We start from the raw sequence: 5,210 nt of genomic DNA on the forward strand, positions 1-5,210 counted from the left end.
CACCACGCCGAAACCATCGCCCGGCACGTCGCCGCCGTCCCCGGCAGCGTCCACAGCGTTATCTGTGTGCTGTCAACAGTTCTGCGCTAGATTCCGCGGATTCGTTGTGTCAACGACGTCCACGACTTGGGGTGTTTGTCAGTGGTGGTTCCGGTCAGCGTTCGCCGGGAGGGTCTCGCCGGATCCGGAGTGCAACCCATAGGCCGCAGCGCCGGCATATGTAAGCGGGTTCCGACCCAAGAGCGTGCATTTTGGAACGGTGCTTCAGCCTCCTGCAGCACGAGCAGGCCACGGATTCAGAATCCATGATCGCGGAGGGCTGTAGTGAGTTGGTCCATTGTTGGCAGGCCGGCAAACCCGTTGGGGGTCATGTAGATGCGGCAGGCCAGATCGGCTGAGGGTGCCCCGTCGGGGAAGATATCGGCTCCGTTGACGGTGATGGTGGGGGACCCGGCAAATCCGGTGCCCTCAATGTCAGAAACGGACTGTAGCAAGCGCATGTGAATTTTGGTATCGGTGTGATCCAAGGCAGCCAGCGCTTCTTCGAGGAGTCTGTGTGCACTGGCTGTGTTAGGGCAATGGTCAATGTGGAGCAGTTCCAACCTCATGCATCCATTCTCTCCCGTGGTGTGGACGGGCGGGACCTCGTTCCTGTTGGCCCCGGACGTGGCTGTGTTTGTGACCTCATGCCAGGTCAGATGGGTTTGGGGCGTCGCCGAACCGGATGCTGGTGACGTTTGAGGGTTGGCCTGCGAGCTCGCGCAGTGCCGTGCGTTCGATCGTGAGGTCGTCTTCGAGGCCGCGCACGGTTTGCCGCAGCTGGGCGACTGTCCGGGAAAGGTCCGTGTTGGTGGCGATGAGCCGGTCGATCTCCTGACCGCGTTGTTCGTAGAGTTGCCGGAGCCGTTTCTCGTCACGTAGCTCCAGCTGCGCTGCCAGCCCCGCGTCGAGTTTGAGGTTCAGTTCACGGATGTGGCCTTTGAGCCGTTTGATGGTCTCGTGCGCGTTGACCAGATCAGCTGCCCGGGCGGCCCGCAGCGGCGGATCATCGAGACCGGTTTGTGTTTGTTGGTGCCGGCGGAGGGCAGCGACGAGGTCTGGTTGGCTGTAGAGGTATTGGCGGCTCACGCCCGCGGCCGCGGCCAGGGTGGAGGCGGTGAGGGAGAGTCCGCGGTCCGCAGCGGTTTTCAAGGCTGCCACAACGTCGTGGTGCTTACGTGCCGATGCCTGCGCGCGTGCCCGGGCCAGCGCGGCGGCGTTCCCCTTGGCCGGGGTGTGGCCGGTGGTCATAGCTCCCTCAGCTCGATCTGTTTGTTGGCCAGTGCGGCGCTGCGGGCGCGGCGCATGACTTCGGACATGGTCTCGATTTCTTGGCGTTGTTCGGGCGGGAGCTGGGCGAGCCGTGCGCGCATGGTTGCCAGCACTTTTTCGTAGTCCGTGATCAGGCCCCGTTGGGCGTCGAGGAGGTAGGCGGCTGTGTCGGAAGCTTCGGCGATGCGCAACTGGGACCGGAGTTTCAGGATCTCCTTTTCGATCTCCGGGATGTGGGAGGGGTTGGGGCGGAAGAACCCGCAGCCGGCGCACTGATACCGGAGCTGGCATGCGGTGCCCCCGGCGGCGACGTTGCTTGGTTCTGCGCAGTCTCCGTAGGGGACCGGGGTGATTTTCAGTTGCACTCGCCCGTCACCGATCCCGATCTGGCGGCCGTGACGGTCGTGGGCCAGAGGTGCGAGGGTGCTCACTGCCTGGCGGCGGCGTTTTGAACTGACCTGGTAGTAGCCCATCGTGGTCGCCATGGAGACGTGGTCCATGAGCTGACGCAGCACGTCCGGGTCCGTGCCGTTGTCCGCATGCCGCTGCGCGTAAGCGCGGCGGAAGTCATACGGTTGGACGCTGGCGAGGTCGAAGTCGACCGTGTTCCCGTCCGGATCCAGCACCGGACCGGGAACGGGCGGGAGCGACTCGGCGAACTTATGCAGGATCCGGGCCAGGTATGTCTCGCCGACGTGTGGGATGTTCTCGTCCTTCAGCCGGCGCCGACCGGTCGGGAACAGGAAGGAGGACCGGATGCCGAGTTCTTCCCGGACTCCTTCCCAGCGGCGGATCGATTCCACGACCGGTGCTTCGACCGGGAGCTCTTTGATGGCTCCTCCGGTTTTGTGAGCGGTGTAGCGCAGCAGCCAGCCGCCGTGCCGGTCCTGCAGCAGGCAGTCCGTGCCCAGAGAGGTGATCTCGCCCGGCCGTCGCCCGGTTTCCATCAAGAGCTCCAGCACGCACCGATACATTTTGGTGTGCCTACCGACCGTCATCTGAGCGGTATGGTTGCGCAGATGCCCGATCACCGCGGCAGGGGTGACCCTGTCGTTTTCGACTCTTTGGTCGTTCCGGTCCCGCCGCGCCGCCCTCTTATGGCCTGCGTAGTTCTGCGCGAAGCTTTCCGGGATCTGCTCCCAGATACCCAGCCGCCTGGCGGTCCGGCAAAGCTCCCACCACACGGCATGGCTTGATTGTGAGGCCCTGATGGGCCAGCGGGCATCGAAGCGGCTTGAGATGGCCGCCATGTCTTCGTAGGCCAGCCGGGTTGGCTCGATGCCCGCGTCGCTGCGTTTGGCACGGAGCACCGCGGAGGCCTCGGCGCAGGCGGCGAAGCATCGCTGGACGCGGGGTCGGGGCTCCAACGTTGACCCGAGCCAGGCACGGAAAGCCGCGGCGAGCCATGGCTGGGAGATCTCCGTCATGTCCAGCGGAGACCCGGCAAGGTCGGCGTTGGGGTGCGAGTTCGTCACCCGCAGCGGGAGGTCCTGCAAGTAAACCAGATCCGCCTGCAGCGACTCATACCCGGTGAACCTCCGCAGGCCCTTCTCCAAGACCAGGATCCCGACCGACCGGACTCCCTTGAGCCGTGTGGCGTGCTCGTGCGCGCGGAAACACTCCAACAGATCGGTGTGCTCGTCATGGCGGGCGTCGTTGATAAACGGCCGCAACTTGTTCACTATCAGCCTCCCGTAACCACGGGTCGAGTACTGCTGAAGGACGAACAGCAGTTCAGTGCGCATCGGCTCCGGCAAGGACCGCAACGGCAACTGATGGCGTTCCAGGACACTGTCGGATTCGGTAAACCCCGTCACGGTGAGCGCGGGGTCCAGACGCTGTGCCGCCCGCAGCCCTGAGTCGTGATAGTCGCAGAGCCCGCTGGAGAGGGGCATGGAGAAAACCCGGTCACAGCCCTGCACCGGGCATGGCACCGAGGGGTGGGCCACTTTCCCTCGCCGGTCGGTGACGAACGCCGCCAACAACTCATCGGTGACCGGCAGGCCCAGGGCTTTGCAGCTCTTGGTGAAACGGTAGTAGTGCGATGGGCAGAGCCCACGGGTCGTCTGCGCCCGCCCGCAACGCCGTCCTGTCTCGTCGTGAACCCCACACAGCGCGAAGCCCCGCGTGGACCGCCCTTCCAGGGGATCCACTTTCGGCCGGGTCCGGGCGTACTCGTCGACCGGTAACCCTGCCGCCCGGGCCCTTCTCACGCACGATTGGCAATACGCCAGGCGGGCGGCCTGGTTGGCGCAGCCGGGCCGGTCACAGACTTTGAAATCGGTGAGTTCGTTGAACGGGTCGATCGTCAACACGCCCCGGCCCGGGTCCCAGGAACCGACTTCCCAGTCATCACTGATCATTCCGGCCAGAAATTCGCACCAGCCGGTGCCGGCACCGGATGGGGACGGAACAAGTTCCTGCGCGACGGCACTCATGCGCCCGCCCTCGAGAATTGCGGAAACTGGACTGCCGGGTTGGCCACCGCCGCCCGCAGCGACTCCTCGGAGGCGTGCGTGTAGATCAGCGTCGACGCGATCGACCGGTGACCCAGCAAAACCCGCACGACGTCAAGATCTACAGGCTCGCACTCCAGCCCGCGCAACCAGATCGTCGCCCTCGTGTGCCGCAGCACATGCGGACGGATCTTGAACCCCAGCAGCTTCGACAACTGCCTGAACAAGTCCACCACCCTCGCGTAGCTCAGCGCCTGTCCCGCCGTCGGACCATCCAAGGCAACGAAAACGTTCGGACCCCGGTCATCACCGACCCAGCCGATCCGCTCCCGCAGCGCCTCCTGGTAAGAGAGCGCGAGCTCCGCAGGCAACGGGACCACCCGCAGGGACTTTGCACGGGCCCCGTTCGCCGAACGGTTGCGCACCACATGAACATGCGGCCCCTTCACCTGGCACCCATGCGGCCGGTTGTCCGCCAGCAGGTGCAGATCCTCCCGGAACAACGACAACGCCTCACCAACACGCAACCCTGCGAAGTAGAGCAACTCCACCAAGAACCGGTCCCGCGGGCGCAACGAAAGCGCCAGCAACGCCCGCCGGTCCGCTTCCTCCGACAACCACGCCGGCGCCCTCGGCGGCTCCACCGATCTGACCCGCAGCTCCTTCGCGGAAACACTGCGCATCCGGCCGCGTTCCCCACCCCGGGGACCAGGCCGAACGAACTGCTCTTCCGACAAACGGGCCACTAAATCCTTTGACACAAGACCCTCCAGCGCAGCCCACCGGTAAAACTCGACCACCGCAACCAGCCACGCACCGACCGTCGCGGGACGTCTAAACGTCGCCGCCCCCGCCCCATGCTGCACGGGGGTCACCGACAGATGGTTCTTCCACCGCACCATCACCGAGGACCTCGCTTGAGTCCAAGCCAGCCCCTGAGTTGGAAGCCAGCTCAGGAACCCCGCAACCCTCAGCCCGTAGTTGCGCACCGTGTTCGGCGAAGCGCCGCACTCAACCAAAGACCGCAACCAGTCACACGCCCCCGGATGAATCACCCCGCTCCGCCGGTCGAACACGACGGCCAAGTCCACTCCGGAAGTGGACCGCACCCAACGAAACCCGAACGCTCCAAGAGCAATCATGGGAGCACCCTAAAGGCAGCCACTGACAGCGAAGCCGACGTGTCCACCACAAAGAAGAACCAACCTGTCACTGACAACCGAGGACGCTGTTCCATGGCTACAGATAAACAGCGCCAACTCCGCAGGCTGCCACCGGCTCCTGAAAGAAGGCGGCGCGGCACTGGTGACAGACGCGGCCGAGCTGACCGAACTGCTCGCCAGCTAGACCCATTGTGGTGGCCGGTCCCTTTGGGGGCCGGTCACCGCGGGCGGTCCGCCGTCGTGGCCGGCGTTTGCTGGTGGTTGCCGGCGGCGGACCGCC

4 protein-coding genes and 1 pseudogene are annotated in these 5,210 nt (G+C 65.0%); 1 reads left to right on the forward strand and 4 read right to left on the reverse strand.

Going from position 1 to position 5,210, the window contains the following annotated elements; genetic code table 11:
- Nucleotides 1-296 precede the first annotated feature (296 nt).
- The 4 genes from ACWRN3_RS22635 to ACWRN3_RS22650 all read right to left on the reverse strand — a co-directional run bounded on the left by ACWRN3_RS22635 (nucleotide 297) and on the right by ACWRN3_RS22650 (nucleotide 4,909).
- On the reverse strand, nucleotides 297-500 hold the full coding sequence (locus tag ACWRN3_RS22635) for a hypothetical protein (RefSeq protein ID WP_242703290.1): 204 nt from the start codon (nucleotides 498-500) through the stop codon (nucleotides 297-299).
- Nucleotides 501-684: 184 nt separating this feature from the next.
- Nucleotides 685-1,290 (reverse strand): hypothetical protein, encoded by a 606-nt coding sequence (locus ACWRN3_RS22640; protein ID WP_207606017.1) that lies wholly within the window; start codon nucleotides 1,288-1,290, stop codon nucleotides 685-687.
- Nucleotides 1,287-3,674 carry a tyrosine-type recombinase/integrase gene (locus tag ACWRN3_RS22645; RefSeq protein ID WP_476742005.1) on the reverse strand — a complete coding sequence of 796 codons (2,388 nt, stop codon included), beginning with the start codon at nucleotides 3,672-3,674 and terminating at the stop codon, nucleotides 1,287-1,289. Before ACWRN3_RS22645 ends, ACWRN3_RS22640 begins: the two co-directional genes overlap by 4 nt.
- Before the next feature lie 71 nt (nucleotides 3,675-3,745).
- Nucleotides 3,746-4,909, reverse strand: a complete 1,164-nt coding sequence (locus ACWRN3_RS22650) for a tyrosine-type recombinase/integrase (RefSeq protein ID WP_476742006.1) — start codon at nucleotides 4,907-4,909, stop codon at nucleotides 3,746-3,748.
- Nucleotides 4,910-5,015: 106 nt separating this feature from the next.
- Here ACWRN3_RS22650 and ACWRN3_RS22655 point away from each other — a divergent pair.
- Nucleotides 5,016-5,114, forward strand: a pseudogene (locus ACWRN3_RS22655) (DNA-processing protein DprA); the annotation flags it as partial.
- Nucleotides 5,115-5,210: the final 96 nt, after the last annotated feature.

It is taken from the genome of Pseudarthrobacter sp. rb (genome assembly GCF_056389225.1).

Coding starts and splice junctions, on each gene's coding strand:
- ACWRN3_RS22640 (WP_207606017.1), bottom strand. CDS start 1,290: ATGACCACCGGCCACACCCCGGCCAAGGGGAACGCCGCCGCGCTGGCC.
- ACWRN3_RS22645 (WP_476742005.1), bottom strand. CDS start 3,674: ATGATCAGTGATGACTGGGAAGTCGGTTCCTGGGACCCGGGCCGGGGC.
- ACWRN3_RS22635 (WP_242703290.1), bottom strand. CDS start 500: ATGCGCTTGCTACAGTCCGTTTCTGACATTGAGGGCACCGGATTTGCC.
- ACWRN3_RS22650 (WP_476742006.1), bottom strand. CDS start 4,909: ATGATTGCTCTTGGAGCGTTCGGGTTTCGTTGGGTGCGGTCCACTTCC.